The organism is Methylophaga sp. UBA2689 (assembly GCA_002354555.1).
Classification (GTDB): domain Bacteria; phylum Pseudomonadota; class Gammaproteobacteria; order Nitrosococcales; family Methylophagaceae; genus Methylophaga.
The window spans coordinates 18,831-19,335 of sequence record DELT01000056.1; the positions used below are offsets into that span (position 1 = coordinate 18,831).

Consider the following 505-nt stretch of genomic DNA (forward strand, 5'->3'; position numbering starts at 1 on the left):
TAATGGAGCTTAATCGTAATCCAGAAAACTACCATGCAGACGTAGAGCAATCAGCGTTTACACCGGCTAACGTTGTGCCTGGAATTAGCTTTTCGCCAGATAAAATGTTGCATGGACGGTTGTTTTCTTATGGTGATGCCCACAGATATAGGTTAGGGGTGAATCATCATCAGATACCGGTGAATACACCTAGATGTCCTTATCACAGTTATCATCGGGATGGGGCAATGCGAGTTGATGGTAATTACGGAAGTACCAAAGGCTATGAACCTAATAGCTATGGAGAATGGCAGGAACAACCTGATTTCAGGGAACCGCCGTTAGCCATCAATGGCGCTGCAGATCATTGGAACTTTAGGGAAGATGATGATGACTACTATTCACAACCCGGTAATTTGTTCCGTTTGATGACGCCAGAGAAACAGCAGGTGCTGTTTGAAAATACTGCTCGGGCAATTGATGGTGCTGATGACGAAGTTAAAAAACGTCATATTCGCAATTGTCT

At 44.0% G+C, this 505-nt stretch carries 1 protein-coding gene; it reads left to right on the forward strand.

Annotated features, from left to right (window positions below):
* A partial coding sequence (locus B3M51_RS05955) for a catalase (protein ID WP_292757624.1) occupies positions 1 to 505 on the forward strand: 505 nt, incomplete at both ends.